The sequence below is a fragment of the Rhizobium sp. CNPSo 3670 genome (assembly GCF_057784555.1).
This window is the reverse complement of sequence record NZ_JBXSOL010000030.1, coordinates 1-21,625: the sequence shown is the minus strand read 5'-3', so window position 1 is coordinate 21,625 and position 21,625 is coordinate 1. Positions and strand designations below refer to the sequence as shown.

The window sequence follows — 21,625 nt, the reverse complement described above, 5'->3', positions numbered from 1 at the left end:
AGCGCAGACTTTGCGCGGGCACGTCCACTCTCTCCGGCCAGAAGGCCTCCCGCAGGGGACAACCGCGGCATCCACCATTCTCATCTTGACCCGCGATCCGCAGGATCGCCTCTAAAAACAGGAACACCCGCCTCCTCGCCCACCACCAGCCGAATGCGCGCCGCCATTGCAGGCCGCATGCCCGGTGGCGGCGAAGAGGCCGACAGGCGCAACGTCACGGTGCCCTTCTCCTTGGAAATGACTGGCGCAACTTTCGCCACTTCGACCGCGAAGGGCTTATCGGGAAAGCCGTCGAGCACGGCCTCGCCTTTGAGACCCGGGTGCATTAGCGCCATATTGACCTCGGCCACATCGGCATCGATGACCAGACTTGCCGTATCGGTGATGGCAAGCAGGCTTTCGTTCTCCCGCACGCTATCCTCGCGCGACAGCACGGTGTCGCCGACATGCGCATCAAGCCGCGTCACGGTGCCGGAAATCGGCGCCCGCACGGTCAGCGCCTCCATCTGCTCGCGCGCCCTGTCGAGATCGAGCTTCGCCTTTTCGAGATCCTGCCTTGCCTGTTCTGTGGCATTTCCGGCCGTATCGAAGGTGGTGCGCGCTGCCTCCAGCGCCTCGGCCGACATGGCGTCGCGCCCAGCCAACCGCTCTGCACGATCCAGCGAAGACCGCGCCTGGGCAAGCTCGATATTCCTCGCCTCCAGCGCCAACTCCGCCGCCCGCCCAGCTATGTAAGCGCCACGGAGCGCGAAGCGTGCACCAACATCATCAAGCCGCACGAGCACCTGGCCGGTTACGACCGGATCGCCGGCCGCGACCTCGATGGCGACGATCCGCCCCTCATATTTGGAAAAAACGGTGGCGATGTCGGGCGCCACGACATAACCGGAGCCTGTGATCTCGCGGCTTGCCGCGGTCGTACCCCTGGTCAGTGCGACGCTGTCCTGATTTGGCGTGGCTTTTTCAACCGTCGCATCCTCAGGCAAATCCATAATTGGCAACGCCGCTCCATCAGCCGGTAACGCTGCGTCATCGCCCACAAGCCTTGCAAGCGCCACCTCGATCCGCTCGAGCGCATCTGGCCGGTAAACCGCCGCCAGCGACACCGCCCCCGCAAGGGCCAGCATCGTTGCCGCTTTCAGCCGCCGGGCTCGGCGCTCCGGCGGCTTTGTCTCCAAGGCCGCGGGCTCGATCGAAAGCGATCTGAGCCTGGCGGCAAGGTGTCGTTCATGTTCCGATGTCGTGTTCATGCCGACAGAATGGCCACCGGCGATAAAGCCGCGACCTCGAACATGTTTCAGGCGGTCCTCGATCGCGATTGTGTACTTGGATAGGAAAGATTGGCGCAGTCCTCTTCCTTCGAGGACCCTGCGGGGCACCTCAGCAACCGTGTTGTTGCGGTGCGTAGGCCAGAGGCCGGAGCCTCGAAGGACGAGGGCGGGTGATTGCCGCTCACCTATTCCTCTGCCGCCAAGCCACCGGCGTCATATCGGTCACGCGCCGGAACTCCCGATTGAAATTCGACTTGGTCTGGAAGCCGACCTCGAACATCACCTCGGTCACCGATTTTTCGGTGGCGGAGAGCAGGCGGCAGGCCTCGCCGATTCTGTAGTCGTTGACATACTGCGAGACGTTTTTGTCCATCGCCCGATTGATCGCCGCCGAGATCTGACGGGCGGGGATTCCGGCCTTGCGGGCCAGCCGGTCGAGGTTGAGATTGGCGTCGCGATAAAGCTTCTTTGCCTCCATCAGCGCATCGACCGCCGCGATCGTCCCCTTGTCCTCGCTGGTATCAGACCTCGGCGCTACCTCTGTTATTTCCGGCGGCACCCGGCTGCGGCTAGCGGCTGCCGCAGCAATGCCGAGGATAACGAGGGCGGCGAGATTTCCCACGCTGATCAGTGCCAGCGCCCGCTCGCTATGCGCTGAGATGAAATCGAGGAAGACCAGAATATCGACAGCGGCCGAGAGACAAAGCGCGGCTGCCGCGAAGATGATCGCCCGATAGGCCGGCACGGCGCCTTCGAAGGGCGCGAGCCGCAGCGCGTCCGCCCCCGGGCGCATCAAAAGCAGGATTGCCACGGCGTAACCGAAGAAGATGAGCACCAGCGCCACGTCGATCGAATCCCGCCAGAAGGTCACCAGCAGCAGGATGAAGATAGCGGGCGCGGCATGCAGCCCGATCCGCCCAGCAAGCGACCGCCGGCTCGTCCTCACCAGCCTGGAAACCCCGCCATAGGCAAGCGGCGGCACCACTGCTGCAATCACGGGCGCAACCAGCCCCACGCCCTGCACACCATAGCCCCAACGCAGGCCGGAAAGCGCGGATTGCAGCGCCGAGACCAGGATCAGCGCCAGAAAAGGCAGGTTCGGCGCCACCTCCTCATCGCGCCTGAGAACAGCGACGAAGAGGATGAGCAGCAGGAGAGCAACGACGAAGGGAAGCGGAATGAAGATCATGGGACTCCAAGATCGGAATGACGAACGGCGCCATCATTGCCGAGTCCGGCGCCCGGCGCGACCTTCATCATGTTTCAGGACATATTTTATATGGGAATTTTAGATTTACGGTCGCGGGGTTCGAGCGGGCCATCAGCGCCGGATCAGACGCGCTCCAGAAACGCAAGCACACGGGCAGTGAGCAGCGCGGTAGCATCCGCGTCATATGTCGGAAGCGAGCTGTCGGCGAAGTAGTGCTGGTCGCCGGGATAGAGGAAAAGCTCCGCGTCCGCGACCTTCGCCACGATTTCGCGGGCGGCATCGATGTCACCCTCGCCGACGAAGATCGGATCGTTGTCCATGCCGTGGATCTGGACCGGGACGCTCTCCGGCCAGGGTCCGAAGGCCCACTCGCCGCTGATCGGCAGGCAGGAATAAAAAAGCAGAGCCCCGCGGGCTCCAGGCCGTGTTTGCGCCAGCTTCTGCGCTGGGAGCACGCCAAACGAGAAGCCGACATAGACCAGTTCGGGAGGCAGTTCGTCGGCGAGCCGGACGCCGTGTTCTCTGATGGTGTCGAATCCGATCTCGCCGATATAGGCGAGCCCCTCCTCGATGCTAAGGAACGTGCGTCCATCGAATAGATCAGGCGTGTGGACGATGTGGCCCGCCGCCCTGATGTCGTCTGCGAAGGCATGCACTCCAGGGGTCAACCCTTGTGCGTGGTGGAAAAGCAATATCTCAGCCATAAGGCGTCTCCCGTCGAGGTGTTGGCCCGTTCGATAAGAAAGTTCAGAGGAGTTCAGACCGGGCCTGCGGCAGTCATCTCGGACGTCGCACTCAGCCCCCGACGACAATATTTAAGGGGCCGCGCCGAAAAAGGCGAGCCGCGTAAAGATCGTGTATTGCGATTCCGATACCATCAGTGCCACGAAGACCAGCACCAGCACCGGCGGCAACAGGATGGCGTAGACGAGCGCCAGCCGCTCCCAGGCCATATGCATGAAGACCGCGACGATCAGCCCGGCCTTCAGCATCATGAACAGAAGGATCAGCGTCCATCTGAGATAGCCCTGAATGCCGAAATAATCGACCAGGTAGGAAAAAGCGCTGAGCACGAAGAGTAGGCCCCAGACGAAGAGATAGAGCCGGATCGGATGTTGCTGTCCCGTGTGTGCTTGTGCATGCGCCGTTTGGGCTTGGGCATGCGCCGTTGTCTCGCTCATGACGACCTCACCACAGATAAAAAAACGCGAAGATGAAGACCCAGACGAGGTCGACGAAATGCCAGTAGAGGCCCATGATCTCGACGGCCTCGTAGCGGCCTTTCCGGCTGGTGAAGAAGCCGCGCCGTTCCACGTCGAAATCGCCCCGCCAGACCTTGCGGGCGATGATGAGGAGGAAGATGACGCCGATCGTCACATGGGTGCCGTGGAAGCCGGTGATCATGAAGAAGGTCGATCCGAACTGGGCTGCCCCCCATGGATTCTCCCAGGGGCGCACGCCTTCGGTGATCAGTTTCGTCCATTCGAAAGCCTGCATGCTGACGAAGGTTGCGCCAAGAAGTGCCGTCAGCAGCATGAGTATCGCGGTCACGCGGCGGTCGCGGCGATAGCCGAAATTGACCGCCATCGCCATGGTGCCGCTGCTGGAGATCAGCACGAAGGTCATGATCGCGATCAGGATCAGCGGCACGTCCTGGCCGCCGATGTGGAGCGCGAAGACCTCGCTCGGATTGGGCCAGGCGACGGGCGTCGACATGCGGGCAGTCATATAGGCGATCAGGAAACAGCCGAAGACGAAGGTGTCGCTGAGCAGAAAAATCCACATCATCGCCTTGCCCCAGGAGGCAGTCTTGAAGGCGCGCTGATCCGAGCTGAAATCGGCCGCGACTCCGCGAAGGCCCGCGGGCCTGAGGTCTGCCTCACCGTGTGTCTGGACAGAATGTGCCATCTGCAAATCCCCTAGCTTATCAACGTGCGGCAGAGATCGACGAAATCATTCGCCCAGCCGGCAAAGAGCGCGAAGAGCAAAAGCCAGACGGCGAGCATGAAATGCGAATAGATGGCCGATAGGTCGACGCTGAGCCGCAGTCTATCCGGCGCGACATCGGCTGCGAACGCCTTGACCGTCGTATGCGCGAGCACAGCAAGCCCGCCCAAAATATGCAGCCCGTGCAGGCCGGTGAGCATATAGAAGAAGCTGTTGGCGGGATTGTCGGCCAGGATGTATCCGGCCGCCGTCAATTCCCGCCATGCCTGGATCTGCCCGGCGAGAAAGAAGACGGCTAGCGCAAATCCTGTCGCAAGCGCCGGCCGTAGGCTTTCCATGCGACCATGCTGTGCTTGATGTTTGGCCCATTGCAGTGCCGCGCTGCTCAAGGCAAGTGCCGCGGTGTTCACCCAGAGCAACCGCGGAACCGGCATCCCCCACCAGTCCGCTGAGGCCGCGCGCATGAAATAGGCGCTGACGGCAAGGCTGAACACCGCGCCGACGACTGCTAGAAACACGAAGAGGCCGATTTTCACCGCAGGCACAGGGGGCCGGTCTGCACCATGATGATCCGGCTGCTGCAGCGAGCCGGTTTCAAGCCAGGGCTTCGAGGTCAGCCGCTGTCCGGCCAGCCACCAGATCATGATGGCGGCTATGGCAGCGAGGAAGATCAGCACGACGTTCATGCCGGGACCTCCCGCGTTCCGCCGCCGCTTGCCGGCACATTCTGCGGAATGAAATCCTCGTCCGCCCCCGGCACGCTGTAATCATAGGCCCAGCGGTAGACGACGGGCAGATCGCTGCCCCAGTTGCCGTGTGCGGGCGGCGTCTCAGGCGTCTGCCATTCGAGCGTCGTCGCCCGCCAAGGATTGCCGCCAGCCTCCCTGCCCTGGAAAAGGCTCCAGACCAGGTTGAACAGAAAGACGATCTGCCCGGCCCCGACAACGAGCGCCATGACGGTGATAAAGATGTTCAGCGTATGAGCAGACGGTGGCACGAAGGCCGTCTCTCCCATCTCGAAATAACGGCGCGGCACACCAAGCAGGCCGAGATAATGCATTGGAAAGAAGATCGCATAGGTGCCGAGGAAGGTGATCCAGAAGTGGATATGGCCGAGCGTCTCGTCCAGCATGCGTCCCGTCACCTTAGGATACCAGTGATAGATCGCCCCGAAGATGACGAGGATCGGCGCCACGCCCATGACCATGTGAAAATGCGCAACGACGAACATCGTATCCGACAGCGGCACGTCGACGACGACATTGCCGAGGAATAGGCCGGTCAGACCGCCGTTGACGAAGGTGACGATGAAGGCGAGCGCAAAGAGCATCGGCAGCGTCAGATGGATATCGCCTCGCCAGAGCGTCAGCACCCAGTTGTAGACCTTGATCGCCGTCGGGATGGCGATGATCAGCGTCGTGGTGGCAAAGAAGAAGCCGAAGGCCGGGTGCATGCCGCTGACATACATGTGGTGCGCCCAGACGACGAAGCTCAAGCCCCCGATGATGACGATCGCCCAGACCATCATCCGGTAGCCGAAGATGTTCTTGCGCGCATGCGTGCTGATGAGATCCGAAACAATGCCGAAAGCCGGCAGCGCGACGATATAGACCTCCGGATGCCCGAAGAACCAGAACAGGTGCTGGAACAGGATCGGGCTGCCGCCGCCATGCTTGAGCTGCTCGCCCATCTCTACGATGGCGGGCATGAAGAAGCTGGTGCCGAGCAGGCGGTCGAACATCATCATGACGCAGGCGACGAACAGCGCCGGAAAGGCCAAGAGCGCCATAACGGTCGCTGTGAAGATGCCCCAGACGGTGAGCGGCATCCGCATCAGCGTCATGCCGCGCGCGCGTCCCTGCAGCACGGTCACCACATAGTTCAGGCCGCCCATGGTGAAACCGATGATGAAGACGATCAGCGAGGTCAGCATCAAGAGGATGCCCCAGTCCTTGCCGCCGGGTGTGCCTGACAAAACGGATTGCGGCGGATAAAGCGTCCAGCCGGCCCCCGTCGGGCCGCCGGGCGCGAAAAAGCCGGCGACGAGGATCAGCACCGCCAGCAGATAGATCCAGTAGCTCAGCATGTTCGCATAAGGAAACACCATGTCGCGCGCACCGACCATCAGCGGGATGAGGTAGTTGCCGAAGCCGCCGAGGAAGAGCGCAGTGAGCAGATAGATCACCATGATCATACCGTGCATGGTGATGAACTGGTAATAGTGATCGGCATCGATGAAGGCGAAAGTGCCGGGAAAGGCGAGCTGAATGCGCATCAGCCAGGAGAGCACCAGCGCCACTAGGCCGATCGAGATGGCGGTCAGCGAATATTGGACGGCAATGATCTTGGCATCCTGGCTGAACACATATTTCGTCCACCAGCTGTGCGGATGATAAAGCTCGACATCCTCGACTTCGGCGGTCGGGATGACACCTGCGCTGCCGGACGGAATCTCGACCATGATATCTCCTCCTATGTCAGCCCTTGGTTAGAGCGGCCTGCGGCCTCCGGCCGTCTTCCCGCCAGTTCAGTTTGCCGGCGGCGGCTCTCCCGATGACGCCGTCAGCTGAGTGAATGTCTGCTGCTGCCCGAGCCAGGTCTGATAGTCCGCGTCGCTGTCGACAATGACGGTGCCGCGCATCTGCGGATGACCGACGCCGCAAAGTTCGGCACAGAGGATCTCGAACGTGCCCGTGCGTGTCGGTGTCAGCCAGAAATAGGTGACCATGCCGGGGATCATGTCCATCTTGGCGCGGAATTCCGGCACGTAGAAATCATGGAGCACATCGACGGAGCGCAGCAATATGTGCACGGGCTTTCCGATCGGCAGATGAAGCTCGCCGCCTTCGACGATGATGTCGTCGAGGCCGTTTGCATCGTTCTTGTCGAGGCCCAGCGGATTGTCGGAAGTGACGTCACGCGTCTCGGCGCGGCCGAGCTTTCCGTCCGCGCCCGGCAGGCGGAAGCTCCACAGCCACTGCTGGCTGACGACTTCGACCGATCCGGCATCGGCGGGTACTGTGATGAACTGGTTCCAGACGATCAGGCCAGGCGCCAGCATTGCCGCGACGCCAACCGCCGTTCCCGAGGCCAGAAGCAATTCCAGTCTGCGATTTTCAGGCTCATAATGCGCCCGATTGCCCGGTCTGTGGCGGAAGCGGAAGACGCAATAGGCCATGAACGAAACCACCGCCACGAAAACGATGCCGGTGATCCAAAAGGTGATGACGAGCGTGTTGTCGATATAGCTCCAGTTGGACGCGATCGGCGTCCACCACCACGGGCTCAGCACGTGGAACAGCACGGAGCCAATGACAACCAAGACGAGAATCAGCACAACAGCCATTTCCGCCCCTCCTGGGCCGACCGACCGTGAAACCGCACTCCACAAAAATGTCGAGTTTATTATCGCACAAATAGAAAATGTCGGCAATTACGGCGATTTAGGCATGCGCCGCCGCCGGCAAATCGTCATTTGGAGTATTGCCCGTCATTGAGAATATTGTTTGAGATAGGCAATGAGATTGGTGATTTCCTGGTCATCCTTCACTCCTGCGAAGGCCATCTTGGTGCCCTTCACTTTGGCTTTCGGATTATGCAGATAGTCACGCAACGTCGCCTCGTCCCAAACGAGACCACCCTCGCCGGCCGCCTTCATCGCCGCAGAATAAGCAAAATCAGGATGCGTTCCGGCCTTTCGGCCGAACAGCTTGTTCAGTGACGGACCCACCTTGTTCGTATCGGACTCGACGACATGACAGGTGGCACATTTCTTGAAAACGGTGGCGCCAGCCGTCGCATCCCCCTCCTGCGCTCCAGCGTTGAGAGGGAAAAGGGCAATGACGGATGCAGTAATCAGCAGAACAGCACGGTAATCCACGGCAAACCTCATCCTCCTCAAGGTCGCCAGCCACTCTCACCCTCGGCCATCATTCGCGCGGGGGTGGTGGTTGCTACGGGTTAAAGTTAGTCCTTCGCGGATGCAAGTCAATCGCTTCCACGATTGCTGGCACTTGGGCGCAATCCGATATCTTGTGGCCCGATGCAAATACCGGGTCCGAAACCGGTCAGCACGCGGTGATCTGCTGGAGAATGGCGCCGCGAACACCCGACTTATACTCCGATCGAAAGCGCCTCTTGCACGGCCAATTCGGCCATGGCAAGCGCCGCCTCCCGGGTTTTGGCGGCAGCGATAAAGCGGCCGTTATGGCAGAAGCTAGCGCCCTCGATGCCGCAGACCGCCTCCAGCTCACTATTGGTAAGGCCGGCCCAGGTTGCCGGCAGATCGGCCCGGAGCTCGAACCCGTCGTCGCCACGGCGAATGCCGGTCACGCACCAATCCTTTTCGCGCGGGTGGACGACGAACAGCAGGTGATCGGCGCCGGCCTTGACGATGGCGGGACGGAAGGGCATCCCTCTCGGCAATTCCAGAATACGCCCCTGCCCAGCAACCTCGATCGCCCGATACACGATCGCCTCGGCTCGCAGTTTTGCGGCCCTCTGAGCGATCCCGGCATCGATGAAACTGCGGGCAATGGCCAGCGCCGCACGGAAGGCACGATCGTCAGCCTCGGGTTCCTCCTCATCGAACACCGGTTTCAGGGTCTCGAGCAGCGCCGGCAGCGTCAGGCTGGCCAAAGGGCCCGAAGGGCTGAGCGCGCCATTGTCGGTCAGGTCGATCGGCAGCACGAAACCGATGTCGAAAGTGGAGTGCAGGGCTTCGACATGATGATCGGGGAGACCGGAGGCTACGAGATATTCGCGGCCGTAGTGCTTCCAGATCAGGCCGAACGAACTGTAGGGCTGGCCGTCGTCTCGCAGTGGCGCGCCGCGCTGATGATGATCGAATATGCCGGCGGCAGGATCATAGGCTCCGCCGACATCATAGATGATCCGGTCCGGGGCTGGCGTGATCCATTCCGGCGCCCGGCTGCGGATCAGACGCGCCTGCGGGAAAAGCCGCGTCAGGATGACGCTCGACAGCAGCTCGTCGGCATGGAAACCACCGGAATGGGTAACGAGGAAATCGGGGCTCATCGAAGCTATGCGCCTTATGGTTTGGCGGAGGATCCGCTTGCGGGTCTGAACGAGATAGCCGTTGCCGGCCGCTATCTCAACCCGGCTTCGCGCATTCTGCATAGTGTCGGAAGGCGACAGGGCAGCTTTGAACCGATATGTGTAAGGGCAGTGGCCTAAGGCAGCGCCGGTCCCGGCTGTGCTGCAACGAGCGCGCGCCCGGCCGCTGCGCCGATATGCAGGCAGATCAGCCCGATTACGGCCAGAGAATTGATCAAAAGAACCTCGGCGACGACCGCTGCCGAAAACGCGCCATCGCCGGACGGAAGCGCTACCGTCGCTGCAAAGAGCACTGCTTCATACGCGACGAACCCGGCGATAAAGGCGGCGGCCATGGTGGCGGCAAGGCTGGCCTTGAGGCGAAGCACGCCGAGCGATGCCACGAGCGATGCAAATGCGGCGACACCGATCGTCAGCCCCCAGGCAAAGCTGTCGAAGGTCTGGGGATAGCCGAGTATGAGATATCCGACCGTCTGGTTGGCAAGCCAGGCGAACAGCACCGCCATTATCGCCATCTTCCGGGGAAGAACGACCGCCGAGACTGCCGCCAGGGCAACGAAAGGCGTAACGCAGGCAAAAAGCAGGCTGAGAGCGACGCTGGCGCCGGCAATGACCGTGACCCAGGCGACCGCGAAACCGGGTGCTGCCGGGCGCAAAGGAAGCTGATTTCGTTCGAGCATTTCGAAACTCCGTTCGAGCGGGCGCACACGCCCTCCGGCGCCGCGCGTCCTATCAGATGCGCAAAGCACGGGGCGGTAGGAAATCATAGGCCAATCCGGGAAAAAGGCCAGCGAGCTCATGGCGGCCGTCGCCGCCTCGCCGTCGCCGTCATAAAGCATCCAGCGGGATCTTCAGATACCGGCGGCCGTTCTCCTCTGGTTCCGGCAGCCGACCGCCGCGGATGTTGACCTGCAGCGCATGCAGCATCAGCTTCGGCTTGGGCAGCGTACGGTCGCGCGCCTCACGCAGCGCCACGAAGCCGGCCTCGTCCATTCCCGCAATATGCGGATTGGCGCGCTTTTGGGCTGCGACCGTGCTTTCCCAGCGCGGGTGACGACCCCCGGGCTGATAATCGTGGCCGGAAAAGAGGCGGGTCTCCTCGGGCAGCGATAGGATCGCCTGAATCGAGTGCCAGAGGGCGGTCGCGCTGCCGCCGGGAAAATCGGTGCGCGCCGTACCCGAATCCGGCGTGAACATCGTATCGTGCACGAAGGCGGCGTCGCCGACCACATAGGTCACCGATGCCAGCGTATGGCCGGGCGAAAACATCACTCGAGCCGTAAGACCGCCGATTTCAAACGAGTCGCCATCGGCAAAGAGCCGGTCCCATTGCGAGCCGTCGGTCGCGAGCGCCGGCCAGTTATAGATCTCCTTCCAAAGCCTCTGCACATCGGTGACATGGACGCCGATCGCTGTCGGCGCGCCAGTCTTTTCGTTGAGATAATGGGCGGCGGAGAAGTGATCGGCATGCGGATGCGTGTCGAGAATCCACTCGACCGTCAACCGTTCGCTCTCGATGTAAGCAAGGATGGCATCGGCGTTCACCGTTCCCGTCGCGCCCGACATCTCGTCGAAGTCGAGCACCGGATCGATGATGGCACAGCGTTTTGTCGCCGGATCGGACACGACATATTGCACGCTGCAGGTCCGGGGTTCGAAGAAGGCCTTCACCCGAGGTCGTCGGCTTGCCGCCTTTTCGAGCCAGCGGCGTGCGCCGGCAAGATCGAAGCCAAGGCCTTCGCCGAAGGTCTGGACATCCGCCGGCTTCATCCGCCCGTCGAGCACCTCGCCGAGCACATAGAGCGTCAATGCCCGCGTGCCGCTCTTGCAATGGGCGACGACCGGTCCCTTCGCCTCAGCCATCGCCGCCTGAAAGGCGCGAATGTCGGCCTCGGTAATCTCGTTGCCGTTCACCGGCACGAAACTGTAGGAAAGCCCGGCGGCGGCAGCGGAAAACTTTTCTGCCGCATTGCCTGGCTCGCCCGCCTCCCCATCGGGCCTGGCGTTGATGACGGCGGCGAAGCCCTCCTTGGCGAAATCGGCAAAATCGCCTGGATCGGGTTGCCCCGCCACCGATAGCCGCTCATTGACCCTCACCGGCATCATCGAAGCCTCCGCGCCGCCCTCATCACGCAGTATCGCACGTATAGCCGTACAATCTCACAAGTATATTGCCGAGCGCAAGAATAGAGGCGTCTGCTCAAAACGACAGCGTCGCCGCCCCTTGTTTGATCTCCGCATGCATGGCGCTGGCGCCGACGATGACGACTCCGTCGAGCAGGTCCTCCTGTGTGTAACCGCGTGAGGTCACGCAAGGCGGGCAAGCCCAGATCGTACCTCCGCGCTGACGGAAATTGTCGATCAGGCTCGGAAGCGGATCGAGCGGCGGCACATGCGTCAACCGCTGACCGCCCCTGCGCACCAGGTCGACCGCCGTGCTCGTAAGGAACACCGAGACCTTCAGCCCGGCGGTGATGCCGCCATTTGCAATAGTGAAGGCGACGGAGGACAGTTCGGAATCGATGCCCTTGGTGATCAGTACGACCAGTTTGTCGCTTGGCGTTTGCATAGTATTCTCCCAGTGAGTTGACGTTTTCATCCCAGCGAAGCTGTCCGGTTGGTGTGAACGAGCTGATGATAGGAGGATGCGCGGGGCGCGTATTTGGCCGTAATGCTTGAAGTCTTGCCTGAAAATCCAGACGCTCAGGGTGTCGCGCGGGACGACGTGCTTTCGTCGCTGCTTGCAACCATCCGCCTTTCCGGCTCACTGCAGTTCTGCTTCATGCCGACAGGCGACTGGCAGGCGGACGCTCAGCCGTCACTGGCAGGTCTTTCGGCCAAGGCACATGGCACCATGCCCTTTCACATCCTCGTGGCCGGGAGCTGCTGGCTGAAAACGGAAGGCGAAGAGACCGATCTGGAGGCCGGCGACGTAGTGGTCTTTCCCTTCGGTACCGGGCATCAGCTCGGCGCGGGCAAGGACGGCATGCTGGTGCTGCCGACCCGCGACCTGCCGCAGAAGCCGTGGCGTGAAATTCCGGTGCTGCGCTATGGCGCGGCGGCACACGGGGTACGGCTGCTCTGCGGCTATCTGCAGTGGGACGGCTTGAGCTTTGGGCCTCTGCGCCAGTCGCTACCGAAGCTCATCCATGTGAGAACCCGTGCCGCCAATGACGGCGATTGGCTGCGCGCCACCATCCGCCAGATGGTCGATGAAGTCGATCGGCCGCGCGCTGGCGGCGTCTCCATACTGCCGCGGCTGACAGAGATCATTTTCATCGAGATCCTGCGCCATCAGATCACCATGGCCGCGCCAAAGGCAACAGGCTGGCTCACTGCACTTGCCGACCCTGCTCTCTCGCGCTGCCTTTCCCTGATCCATGGCGACCCCGGCCGTGACTGGTCTCTGGAACAGCTGGCAGCGGCTGCCGGCCTCTCGCGCAGCGCGCTCGCCGATCGCTTCCAGGAGATGCTGACCACCTCGCCAATCCGCTATGTCAGGGACTGGCGTCTCACCCTCGCCAGCACAGCGCTCGCCACCACGGCCCGGCCGATTGCGGCGATCGCCTGCGACGCCGGTTATGCCACCGAAGCCGCTTTCAATCGGGCCTTCTCCCGTGCTTTTGCCACTCCGCCAGCAGCATGGCGGGCTATGGTCCGAAGCTGAACAACCGCCCAACCGGGTGCGCCTGGTCAGTGCGGTTGCGGTCCGGTCAATCCGAGAGCCAGCGTCATGTCGTTGACGATCCCGAGCCTCGCTTCGATCACGGCGATCTTTTCAGGCGTATCAGCGCCTGAGGTCTCGATATCGATAAACAATTGTTCGCAGCCGCCCGGCGTCACAGTGCCGAACATCTGGCCAAGTTCTTCGCCTATATTTCGCCAGCTATGGCGTATATGTGGCGGCAGAACGATGACGGTTCCCACCGGTGCGTCGAATTCCTCGTCGCCACACTGGAATCGATAGAGCCCGCGGATGATCCGAAAAACTTCCGTCTCCCGCGTGTGCGTGTGCGGAGCCGGGCCATGCCCCGGCGGCGTAAAGGTTTCCCACATGCCGAACGCGCCACCGGTTTCGGCGGCCGTGGCATGAATGACGATTCTCGCCCCGAACGGCGTCTTCGCGACCCGCTCCCTGCCAGGCAAAGAAACAACGGCATTTTTGAAACTCGGCATAATCGACCTCCCCCGGCGGCGATATCCTATGAGTCCGACGTCCTCACGCCTGCGGCACGGGTTCATTGATCATTGCCTCGCTATTGTATCCATCGGGATCGAGAACGAAGCAGGCGTAATAGTTTTCGGCATATTCCGGCCTTGGACCGGGCGCACCGTTATCTCGCGCTCCGGCCAAAAGCGCCGCCTGATAAAAGGCCGCGACCTCTGCCCTGTCTCGCACCCGGAAGGCGACGTGCACACGCGTGAGCGGCGGCTTGTCGTCAGTGCGCTGGATCTCGAACAGGCTGCCGCCGACGTCGAAGGCCCAGAATACCCCCTGCTTGCCGAAGGCGCAGCGGTAGCCAAGGGGCTCGAGAGCGCTTTCGTAGAATGCCTTGCTCTTCTCGAGGTCACTCACAGCGATGGTGATGTGATCGATCATCTCATCTCTCCCATTCCGTTTCCTGTCATGACTGATGTCCTCCTTTCGAGCCTGTCACGCGCATCTCCCGATGGCAATGTGCGCCGGCCGCAATCAGTCCTTTTGGCCGCTCGACATCGACTGGCGTGCGTTTATGGTCTACAGGAACGGATCGGATACGCTCGCAAATGCCTTTCGGGATCACCCTCAAATGTCTGAACGACACCGCTTCCCCGGTTTTCAAGAACTATCCGCCTCATGTCACCCTCGCCGTTTATCCGGAGATTGCGGTCGACCGGTTGGCAGAGGCAGCCGAGCGTGTTTTCCGCAGCCGCCCTGCCGTTACGTTAAGTTTTTCACGGATCGGTTCCTTCGAGAACCAATTCCTCGTCTTATGGGCGCGGCCGGATCACGACGAGTGGGTCTTCCAGTTGCATGCGGCGCTTCACCGGGAAATCGAGCCCGTCCACTGTCACGAGCACTATTGGCCCGGCAACTGGGTGCCGCATTGCACGATCGCCGCCAAAATCCCGAAGGCAAGGTTGCAGGCAGCGATCAGCTGGGCAAATCGGAACCGGAGGCAATTCTCGGTGACTTTTGATCCCGCAGACTGTGTGCGATTTCCGCCGGTGGATGTCTTGAGCGAAATTAGGCTGGCGTCGAGATGATCGCCGACAGCACCGGTCGCCAGCAAGCCCAGCCAATCATTGAAGGGCTGAATGCTGAAAATCGGTCGGCATCAAGTCCTGGAAGAATCAATGATTGCCTTCTGCCAATCAAAGCTGGCGCGCCTTGCGTGACAAGCGCGGCTGCGCGAAGTCAATCCTGGCCCTGCAGGCGATCCATCACCTGGAGCAACAGATCGGCGCAAACCTTCGTCGGTTCGTCCTCAGCGCATTTCAGGTCGATCCGGGTATTTCCATCCTCGATCTGGAACCGGGCCGCCTTGGACGGCGGCGGCAGGCGATGACCGCGATAATCACGGAAGCCCATGTCGCCTCTCGAACCATGCCAGCGGTAGTCGGGGCGATCTCGGGACTGCTCATCCGCCCCGTGACGCATCACCCTCTCATCATCAGGCGCAGGCGGGGCTGGCGATGCAGGCTCATTCGCTGCGGGTGGCTCGCCGGCGGGTGGTGGAGCGGGCGGCTGTTGGGCGAAGGCGGTGGCGGCCGATGCTGCAAGGGCAAGACCGGAGAGCAAGAGTCTTTGCATGGGGATGTTCCTTTCAGAGAAGAGGTATGCCTGTAAACACCGCGGCGCGGCTTTAGTTCACGCCCCGCCGGCGCTTGTGATCCAAATCAGCAGCACAGCTAGGATGTCTCGCCTGCGTCCCACTGCGAGAGGACATGCACTTGCCCGCCGCTTCGGATTTGCCGACGCAGAGCTGACGAGAACTTCGCGTCGCTCAAGGCGCCACCGCTTCTTTCGCCTCGCCTCTGCCTTGTTGGGCGACTATGCTCGACGCCGATTCGCTGTCCGCGACGAGGGCGTGCGGAAACGAGATATCAAAGGAGAAGACGATGACGGACGCCAAGAGCGGCATTACCGGGCTGCGGCCGCAAATCACGGTGGTTGGCGTCGGCGGCGGCGGCGGCAATGCGATCAACAATATGATCGCGGAAAAGCTGGCAGGCGTCGAATTCGTCGCCGCAAACACCGATGCCCAGGTTCTTGCCACCTCAAAGGCATCGCGCCGCATTCAGCTCGGCGCCAATGTGACGGAGGGCCTCGGCGCCGGTTCCCTGCCGGAAATCGGACATGCGGCGGCAGAAGAATCGCTCGACGAGATCATGGATCACCTGGCAGGATCACACATGTGTTTCGTCACCGCCGGCATGGGCGGAGGAACGGGCACGGGCGCAGCCCCGGTCATCGCGCGCGCCGCACGTGCGGCCGGCATCCTGACCGTTGGCGTCGTCACCAAGCCGTTTACCTTCGAGGGCAATCGCCGCATGCGGACGGCGGAGGCTGGCATCGAGGCGCTTCGTCAGGCCGCCGATACCGTTATTGTCATTCCCAATCAAAACCTCTTCCGCATCGCCGATGCGAAAACCACCTTCGCCGATGCCTTCATGACAGCCGACCGCGTGCTCTTTGCCGGTGTCGGCTGCATCACCGACCTCATCGTCAAGGAAGGTCTGATCAACCTCGATTTCGCCGACGTGAAGTCGGTCATGCAGGGCATGGGCCGCGCCATGATGGGCACCGGTGAAGCCGCCGGCGAAAGCCGGGCGATGAAGGCGGCGGAAGCGGCAATCGCCAACCCGCTACTGGACGATATTTCGATGAAGGGCGCCAAAGGCGTGCTGATCTCGATCTCCGGCGGCTCGGATATGACCCTGTTCGAAGTGGACGAAGCGGCAAGCCGCATTCGCGACGAAGTGCAGGACGACGCCGATATCGTCGTCGGCGCGATTTTCGACCGCAGCCTCGACGGCAAATTCCGCGTCTCGGTGGTGGCGACCGGCCTGGAAGGCAGCTCTCTCTCCGCGTCCCCTTCTCACGCGCCGGCTGAACCGATTCAGACGCGCACGCTGCAGTAATACGGTCGTTATTACCACGGCTCAGTCATGGCCGGGCTGCCAGATAAACGTTGTCCCGCCAGTGGAGAATGGGCGGGGCAAAGTCGGTATTAGGCCTGTGAAGGCCAATCGGACGAAGTGTATGTCCAAGGCGTCGTGCACCATGGAGATTTTGACAGTCTCAGTGCTTGAGATGCAGAGAGCATCTGCCGCGGTCCCCCGGCACGCGATGTTGATGCCGCTGCCTGTTGACCGCGGTCGCGAAGTCGGATGCCGTCACCGATACCCTCACTGCCCTAGGAATCGCCGAAGACGAACGTGCCGTCGGCTGCAAAGCCGTATCCGTTACGAGTTATGGATTCGATCGAGCTCAGTGTGCGCGCGCGTGCCGGCAAGAATCAACCTTGCGACGCATGCTTTGAGGCTTCGCCCTCACGGGCTACGCGCCTCAGCATAAGGGACGTCGTGGGATGCCGCCCCCTGACGGCAGACGTTGGAGAATGCAGCACCAGAGCTCGAGAGAGCCTGATCCTGAGGTGCGGAGGCCGAAAGCTGAAGCCTCGAAGGATGAGGCGGGTGTGCGGGCGACGCTTTGCGCTTTCAATTGCTAACGTTAAATCCCGATGAAAAGGGATCGGTTCCAGCGCTCACCGCGTCGAGGAAGGGCCGTGGTTATTGTTGTTTCTCCGGAAATTTCGCGTAATCACAAATTCCCGTAAAATAGAAGGTCTGCCCCGGAAGTTCGGTTTTTGACATGCCGAATTCGACGACGTTCATTTTCCTGTCGTGATATAAATACGTCCCGGTCAGAAACTCTGCCAAACGACCGCAGTCTCCGGTTCCGAAACCCGTATGAATTGGCAGTATCTTGCCCTTAAAGCTTCCTTTCAGCACCTTCTCGACCTCGAACTCGCCGCGCACCAAGCGCGGTATGTCGCTGTTCGATTTTGGATCTGGCATATCGACGCCGACGGTCACCGACTTCATGCGACCCCTTACGACCAGATCGGAACTGGCAAATTTCTCCTTGTCGGACATTTTTTTGCAACTGCAGGCGGATGCTGCGGACGCTGACAACACGACCAAGCTCGAAGCGGCGACCAAAACCACAGCACGATACAAATTCATTTGAAATCCCCCACCCGCCCGGCTTTCGCATCGATGCACAGCATCACTGTAGATATGTCCGGATTGAGGCGTTGTTATCGCTTAGCACAGCTAATAGGTGAAAAATTCCCGATAACGGTGAACCGATTAGCTCGCTGGTAAATAACGCGGATAAACCCGTCACTCCAGCAAACTCTTGATCCTCGCCGCATCCTCCGCCGTCGCCGGTTTATACACCACCATGCTCAGATCCGGCCGGCCGTCTACCTGAAAGGCCGAATATTCGAAGGAGAGCAGCCCGAGCGCCGGGTGCTTGATGTGCTTGGCGCCCTCGCCATGGGTGCGCACATCGTTGTCGCGCCACATGGCCAGGAATTCTGGGCTCTTGCGGCAGAGTTCGTCGACCAGCGGCTCCACCTCGGCGGCAGCACCTGCGCGCGCCGCATCCACCCGGAAGGCGGCGACGACGAAGCGGGCGACACTTTCCCAGTCATATTGAGCAGCGCGCACGCGCGGGTCGAGGAAGATGAAGCGCAGCACGTTGCGCTCTTCCGGCGGCAGCGCGCCGTAGTCGGTCAGTAGCACGGTCGCCGCCCGGTTCCAGCCGACCACGTCCCAAATCGCGGTGCGGATCAGCGCCGGGCACGGATCAAGCGCGTCGAGCACGCCCTGCAGCCGTGGCGTGATGCCCTGGTCGCTGCGGTAGCGCACTTCGGGCGGGCGGCCAAGCCCAATCAGAAAGAGGTGCTCGCGCTCGATATCCGTTAGCATCAAAGCGCGCGCGATCCGGTCGAGCACGTCGGCCGAAGGCGCACCGCCGCGGCCCTGCTCCAGCCATGTGTACCAGGTGGGGCTGATATTGGCGCGGCTCGCCACCTCCTCGCGGCGAAGCCCCGGCGTACGGCGCCGGTCGCCGGCAAAGCCGAGGGCGACGGGATCAAGCTTGGCGCGGCGGTCCTTGAGGTAGGCGCCGAGCCGGTTTTCGGAGGCCACGAATTCGCTCATCCTGTTAGCTTTTATACCATGATAAGATCACTACTTTACCATGATATCAGCCTGCTCGATATCTGTCTGCGTCCAATCAGGAGATATCGACATGCGCATATTCGTTACCGGAGCCACAGGCTGGGTGGGCTCGGCCGTCGTCAAGGAGTTGATCGGCGCCGGCCATCAGGTTCTCGGTCTCGCCCGCTCGGACAAGGGAGCGGCCGAACTGGCGGCATCAGGAGCCGAGGTCCAGCGCGGCACGCTTGACGACCTGGAGGGTTTGAAGCGCGGCGCGGCTGAGGCCGACGGCGTCATCCACACGGCCTTCAACCATGACTTCTCGAAATTCGCGGAGAGTTGCGCCGCCGACCGGCGCGCCATCGAGGCGCTCGGCGAAGCCCTCCGGGGCTCCAACCATCCGCTGCTGGTCACAGCGGGCCTTGGCCATGCGCCTGGCCGCATCGGCACGGAGAAGGACCCACCGATGCCAACGACCGAAACCTATCCCCGCGCCTCCGAAATCACTGCGGCATCGCTTGTCGCCCGCGGCGTGCGCGCCTCCACCGTCCGGCTCCCGCCATCAGTGCACGGCCATGGCGATCACGGCTTCATCCCGATCCTGATTGATATCGCCCGGCGGAAAGGAATTTCCGCCTATATCGGCGACGGGGGCAATCGCTGGCCAGCCGTGCACAGGCGCGATGCCGCCCGGGTCTACCGCCTGGCGCTGGAGCATGGCGCCAGCGGTGGCCCCTTCCTCGCGGTCGCCGAAGAGGGTGTGCCCTTCCGGGAGATTGCGGAGCTCATCGGCCGCCGCCTCGGCGTGCCTGCCGTCTCGCTGTCGCGGCAAGAGGCGGCTGAGCATTTTGGCTGGTTTGGAATGTTCGCCGGCTTCGACGTGCCCACCTCGAGTGCACACACCCGCACTCTCCTCGGCTGGCAGCCCATGGAACCTGGCTTGCTCGCCGATATCGACCACCCGGCCTATTTTGCCGGGGCAGCCCAAGCCTGAATGTCGGGCCATCGCTCACGAGCCTCATCCTGAGTTGCCCCGCAAGGGGCCGCGTCGGATGAGGCGGGTGCGCTACCGGCTCAGCGCATCCGTCCCTCATTCATATCGGCGGGATCGTAATTGATGTCCCAGTCCTTCTCGGGCTTCTTTTTACCCGGCGGGTTCTTGTTCACCGTGGCGTCCTCCGAGCCGGTGATCACAGTCGGCTTGGCGCTGGCAACGCCGCTGGCTTTCCGGTCAGCTCGGGATTTGGCAAACTGACCGGCGGCGTCCTTTTTCGGATTGCCCATGTCATTCGCCTTTCTGCTTCATAGCGTCGGAAATTTCGTTCATTTCAGGATCGCGGTTGTTCTCACCATTGGCGTCGCGATTCCTGTCCGGATCGTCCTTGGGTTTGAGATATCCGCGCGGGGTGTTTCCCTTCGGTCCTTCCCACCGAGGCGATTGATCGGTGGTGCCGGGGGCGCCGTCCTTGGGGGTGGTCATGCCCATCGTCGTTTCTCCTTGGTTGAATAGGAAAAACCGCGAAAGCCTGGAAGTGTTCCGGCAGAAAATTTGGAACAGTCCCGGTCCCCATCGGTTGGTGAAAAGTCGAGAACCTCGAAAAAGGAGCCGAACATGAGCAAGACCAACGTTCGAGAACTTCAGAAACGCGCCGAACAGCAGGTCAGAAACACCAGCGCCGGCGGCCATCTCGGCGGCACCTATTTCGGCCAGCAACCGGACGGAAAAACCGCGTCGGACACTACCAATGACAGCGCAAAGGCAAGACCAAACGATGGGACCAATTGAGGTGAGCGGGATGCCGTAACGCGTGACATGACACTATCTGCCACCCGACAAAACCTGTGCGCCCAGAGCTCTGGGCGCACAGACTCCCGAGAGGCCCCGTCAGGCCCGGCCGCCGAAATGACCTTCAGTCCGGCTGCTGTCGGAAAACTACCTCGTTACGCAATCCCAAACCGCCTCAACCAAACAAGAAGTCGCCCGAGTTAAAATTCGCAAGCCCGCCGAGGGTGGTGATGTTGTCGAATTCCGCCACCAGCACCGCGCCGCCGGCTGAACCTGGGTTCTGATCGTAGTAGACCGCCGCATGGCCGAGATCCGTATTGTGGAACACGAACAATGCCCCTGTGGTTATGTTGCCGTAACCATCGATGGTGCTCTGGACGGTTGCGTTCGTGACGCTCACGTCTGTTTTGACAGCAACCTCCGTTCCGGCAACATTGATCGTGGCGTTGCTCCCCACCTTCACATTGTCCACAATTGTATTGTTGTTGCCGACGGCGAACTCGAATGTGCCGCCTCCAACGTCCAACTGGAACCTGTCAACGGTTGTGCTATTCGTCCCAGCATTGAAATCAGTCATATGGTTAGTGGTGGTGGCAAACTTTTGGAAAAAGAAGGTGTCATTTCCCACGCCACCGGTAAGAATGTTGTTGCCAGCACCACCGTTTAGCGTGTCGTTGCCGTCTTGACCGAAAAGAGTGTCGTCACCTCCCAGCCCAAACATCATATCGTTACCGCCGCCACCGTAGAGCACATCGTCGCCGGTTCCACCGGTCGGATTGTCCACTGAGTTGCCATTGCCACCGGTGATTACAGTGAACGTCTCGGTCTTTTCGAAGGTCGGCCCTATAGGATCACCGGTCTGCGTTGCCGTTACCGTCACTGAAAATGTACCGTTCGTCGATAGTGCACTCGAATGAAGCGTATTGCCGGTTATCGAAAACAAGCCCGGATTCGACTGCGAAGCAATGTTGAAGCTGAATCCACCCGCGTCGGGATCAGTCGCCGACAGCAGACCACTGAACTCGAAACTATTGAAGTTGACGCTGTCCGCCGGAACGACGGGCGTCAGCTTAATGTCGGTCGGAGCCTGCCGAGCTGGACCATCATCTGCGCCGGTGA

The 21,625-nt window shown here is 61.4% G+C and carries 26 protein-coding genes; 5 read left to right on the top strand and 21 right to left on the bottom strand.

Features of this window, described 5'->3' with window-relative positions; all coding sequences use genetic code 11:
* Window positions 1–80: 80 nt before the first annotated feature.
* From AC13QO_RS24555 to AC13QO_RS24495, 13 genes are all read right to left on the bottom strand, one after another.
* Window positions 81–1,349, bottom strand: coding sequence for an efflux RND transporter periplasmic adaptor subunit (locus AC13QO_RS24555; RefSeq protein ID WP_488542150.1), 1,269 nt, complete (start codon window positions 1,347–1,349; stop codon window positions 81–83).
* A gap of 103 nt (window positions 1,350–1,452) precedes the next feature.
* A complete protein-coding gene (locus AC13QO_RS24550; RefSeq protein ID WP_488542125.1) occupies window positions 1,453–2,460 on the bottom strand; it encodes a helix-turn-helix domain-containing protein in 1,008 nt (335 codons plus the stop codon).
* Window positions 2,461–2,603: 143 nt separating this feature from the next.
* Window positions 2,604–3,185: a dienelactone hydrolase family protein gene (locus tag AC13QO_RS24545; protein ID WP_085778575.1), complete on the bottom strand. Its 582-nt coding sequence runs from the start codon at window positions 3,183–3,185 to the stop codon at window positions 2,604–2,606.
* Window positions 3,186–3,296: 111 nt separating this feature from the next.
* Window positions 3,297–3,662, bottom strand: a complete 366-nt coding sequence (locus tag AC13QO_RS24540) for a cytochrome C oxidase subunit IV family protein (protein WP_488542124.1) — start codon at window positions 3,660–3,662, stop codon at window positions 3,297–3,299.
* 7 nt (window positions 3,663–3,669) lie between these two features.
* Window positions 3,670–4,389 carry a heme-copper oxidase subunit III family protein gene (locus tag AC13QO_RS24535; RefSeq protein ID WP_064810664.1) on the bottom strand — a complete coding sequence of 240 codons (720 nt, stop codon included), beginning with the start codon at window positions 4,387–4,389 and terminating at the stop codon, window positions 3,670–3,672.
* Window positions 4,390–4,400: 11 nt separating this feature from the next.
* Window positions 4,401–5,114 carry a cytochrome c oxidase subunit 3 gene (locus AC13QO_RS24530; protein WP_488542123.1) on the bottom strand — a complete coding sequence of 238 codons (714 nt, stop codon included), beginning with the start codon at window positions 5,112–5,114 and terminating at the stop codon, window positions 4,401–4,403.
* A complete protein-coding gene (gene ctaD, locus AC13QO_RS24525) occupies window positions 5,111–6,889 on the bottom strand; it encodes a cytochrome c oxidase subunit I (protein WP_285195786.1) in 1,779 nt (592 codons plus the stop codon). The genes AC13QO_RS24530 and ctaD overlap by 4 nt, the downstream gene beginning before the upstream one ends.
* A gap of 66 nt (window positions 6,890–6,955) precedes the next feature.
* Entirely contained in the window at window positions 6,956–7,774 is an 819-nt protein-coding gene (locus AC13QO_RS24520; protein WP_285195787.1) for a cytochrome c oxidase subunit II, read from the bottom strand.
* A gap of 144 nt (window positions 7,775–7,918) precedes the next feature.
* On the bottom strand, window positions 7,919–8,308 hold the full coding sequence (locus tag AC13QO_RS24515; protein WP_198175452.1) for a c-type cytochrome: 390 nt from the start codon (window positions 8,306–8,308) through the stop codon (window positions 7,919–7,921).
* A gap of 233 nt (window positions 8,309–8,541) precedes the next feature.
* On the bottom strand, window positions 8,542–9,465 hold the full coding sequence (locus AC13QO_RS24510) for an MYG1 family protein (protein ID WP_085780108.1): 924 nt from the start codon (window positions 9,463–9,465) through the stop codon (window positions 8,542–8,544).
* Between the two features lie 155 nt (window positions 9,466–9,620).
* A complete protein-coding gene (locus AC13QO_RS24505) occupies window positions 9,621–10,184 on the bottom strand; it encodes a hypothetical protein (protein WP_085780109.1) in 564 nt (187 codons plus the stop codon).
* A gap of 148 nt (window positions 10,185–10,332) precedes the next feature.
* Window positions 10,333–11,610 carry a bifunctional sulfur transferase/dioxygenase Blh gene (gene blh, locus AC13QO_RS24500; RefSeq protein WP_488542122.1) on the bottom strand — a complete coding sequence of 426 codons (1,278 nt, stop codon included), beginning with the start codon at window positions 11,608–11,610 and terminating at the stop codon, window positions 10,333–10,335.
* A gap of 94 nt (window positions 11,611–11,704) precedes the next feature.
* Window positions 11,705–12,073 (bottom strand): DsrE family protein, encoded by a 369-nt coding sequence (locus AC13QO_RS24495; RefSeq protein ID WP_085778582.1) that lies wholly within the window; start codon window positions 12,071–12,073, stop codon window positions 11,705–11,707.
* 102 nt (window positions 12,074–12,175) lie between these two features.
* Here AC13QO_RS24495 and AC13QO_RS24490 point away from each other — a divergent pair, with 102 nt between their 5' ends.
* Window positions 12,176–13,171: an AraC family transcriptional regulator gene (locus AC13QO_RS24490; RefSeq protein ID WP_488542149.1), complete on the top strand. Its 996-nt coding sequence runs from the start codon at window positions 12,176–12,178 to the stop codon at window positions 13,169–13,171.
* Window positions 13,172–13,197: 26 nt separating this feature from the next.
* Here the strand turns inward: AC13QO_RS24490 and AC13QO_RS24485 are convergent, their stop codons facing one another.
* On the bottom strand, window positions 13,198–13,680 hold the full coding sequence (locus AC13QO_RS24485) for a cupin domain-containing protein (protein WP_488542121.1): 483 nt from the start codon (window positions 13,678–13,680) through the stop codon (window positions 13,198–13,200).
* Between the two features lie 43 nt (window positions 13,681–13,723).
* Window positions 13,724–14,104, bottom strand: coding sequence for a VOC family protein (locus AC13QO_RS24480; RefSeq protein ID WP_488542120.1), 381 nt, complete (start codon window positions 14,102–14,104; stop codon window positions 13,724–13,726).
* A 167-nt stretch (window positions 14,105–14,271) separates the two neighbouring features.
* Between AC13QO_RS24480 and AC13QO_RS24475 the strand changes: the two genes are divergently transcribed.
* On the top strand, window positions 14,272–14,751 hold the full coding sequence (locus AC13QO_RS24475) for a 2'-5' RNA ligase family protein (protein ID WP_488542119.1): 480 nt from the start codon (window positions 14,272–14,274) through the stop codon (window positions 14,749–14,751).
* Window positions 14,752–14,902: 151 nt separating this feature from the next.
* Here the strand turns inward: AC13QO_RS24475 and AC13QO_RS24470 are convergent, their stop codons facing one another.
* On the bottom strand, window positions 14,903–15,298 hold the full coding sequence (locus tag AC13QO_RS24470; RefSeq protein WP_085778587.1) for a hypothetical protein: 396 nt from the start codon (window positions 15,296–15,298) through the stop codon (window positions 14,903–14,905).
* A 308-nt stretch (window positions 15,299–15,606) separates the two neighbouring features.
* Here AC13QO_RS24470 and ftsZ point away from each other — a divergent pair, with 308 nt between their 5' ends.
* Window positions 15,607–16,629 carry a cell division protein FtsZ gene (gene ftsZ / locus AC13QO_RS24465; RefSeq protein ID WP_085780110.1) on the top strand — a complete coding sequence of 341 codons (1,023 nt, stop codon included), beginning with the start codon at window positions 15,607–15,609 and terminating at the stop codon, window positions 16,627–16,629.
* A 651-nt stretch (window positions 16,630–17,280) separates the two neighbouring features.
* Here the strand turns inward: ftsZ and AC13QO_RS24460 are convergent.
* Window positions 17,281–17,736, bottom strand: coding sequence for a hypothetical protein (locus AC13QO_RS24460; RefSeq protein ID WP_198175453.1), 456 nt, complete (start codon window positions 17,734–17,736; stop codon window positions 17,281–17,283).
* Between the two features lie 159 nt (window positions 17,737–17,895).
* Window positions 17,896–18,720: a helix-turn-helix transcriptional regulator gene (locus tag AC13QO_RS24455; protein ID WP_085778589.1), complete on the bottom strand. Its 825-nt coding sequence runs from the start codon at window positions 18,718–18,720 to the stop codon at window positions 17,896–17,898.
* 91 nt (window positions 18,721–18,811) lie between these two features.
* Here AC13QO_RS24455 and AC13QO_RS24450 point away from each other — a divergent pair, with 91 nt between their 5' ends.
* Complete coding sequence (locus AC13QO_RS24450) at window positions 18,812–19,714, top strand: SDR family oxidoreductase (RefSeq protein WP_488542118.1); 903 nt, start codon at window positions 18,812–18,814, stop codon at window positions 19,712–19,714.
* 80 nt (window positions 19,715–19,794) lie between these two features.
* Here AC13QO_RS24450 and AC13QO_RS24445 read toward each other — a convergent pair whose 3' ends face one another.
* On the bottom strand, window positions 19,795–20,004 hold the full coding sequence (locus AC13QO_RS24445) for a hypothetical protein (RefSeq protein WP_085778591.1): 210 nt from the start codon (window positions 20,002–20,004) through the stop codon (window positions 19,795–19,797).
* 1 nt (window position 20,005) lies between these two features.
* Window positions 20,006–20,206: a hypothetical protein gene (locus tag AC13QO_RS24440; RefSeq protein ID WP_488542117.1), complete on the bottom strand. Its 201-nt coding sequence runs from the start codon at window positions 20,204–20,206 to the stop codon at window positions 20,006–20,008.
* A 126-nt stretch (window positions 20,207–20,332) separates the two neighbouring features.
* Here AC13QO_RS24440 and AC13QO_RS24435 point away from each other — a divergent pair, with 126 nt between their 5' ends.
* Complete coding sequence (locus AC13QO_RS24435) at window positions 20,333–20,506, top strand: hypothetical protein (protein WP_097600084.1); 174 nt, start codon at window positions 20,333–20,335, stop codon at window positions 20,504–20,506.
* Between the two features lie 175 nt (window positions 20,507–20,681).
* Here the strand turns inward: AC13QO_RS24435 and AC13QO_RS24430 are convergent.
* A partial coding sequence (locus tag AC13QO_RS24430; protein ID WP_488542116.1) for a calcium-binding protein occupies window positions 20,682–21,625 on the bottom strand: 944 nt, incomplete at its 5' end.